Genomic DNA, 252 nt, shown 5'->3' with positions numbered 1-252 from the left:
AAACCTGTCGACGTTCAGCCAGGACGACCTCGACGCCATCGCGACGAAGCTCAACAACCGTCCGCGCAAGTGCCTGGGATTCCGCACCCCGGCCGAGAGTGTTGCCTTGACCGGTTGAATCTAAGACGGCTTTCTTCGCGAAGGAGACCCGGTGACGGTGCACCCGTTCATCGAGGCGGAGAAGCGAGACGGTCACAACGTCAAGCGCGCGTGTGAACTGTTGCAGGTCTCCCGAACCGCCTTCTATGCCCG

General features: G+C 61.5%; 1 pseudogene. It reads left to right on the top strand.

What is annotated here, in order from left to right:
• Positions 1 to 118: pseudogene (locus G3I56_RS44615) on the top strand (IS30 family transposase); the annotation flags it as partial.
• Between the last annotated feature and the right edge of the window lie 134 nt (positions 119 to 252).

The sequence above is a fragment of the Streptomyces sp. SID12488 genome, assembly GCF_010548275.1.
Classification (GTDB): Bacteria; Actinomycetota; Actinomycetes; order Streptomycetales; family Streptomycetaceae; genus Streptomyces.
Note: the sequence above shows the minus strand (reverse complement) of the source record. Positions and strands in the feature narration are given on the sequence as shown.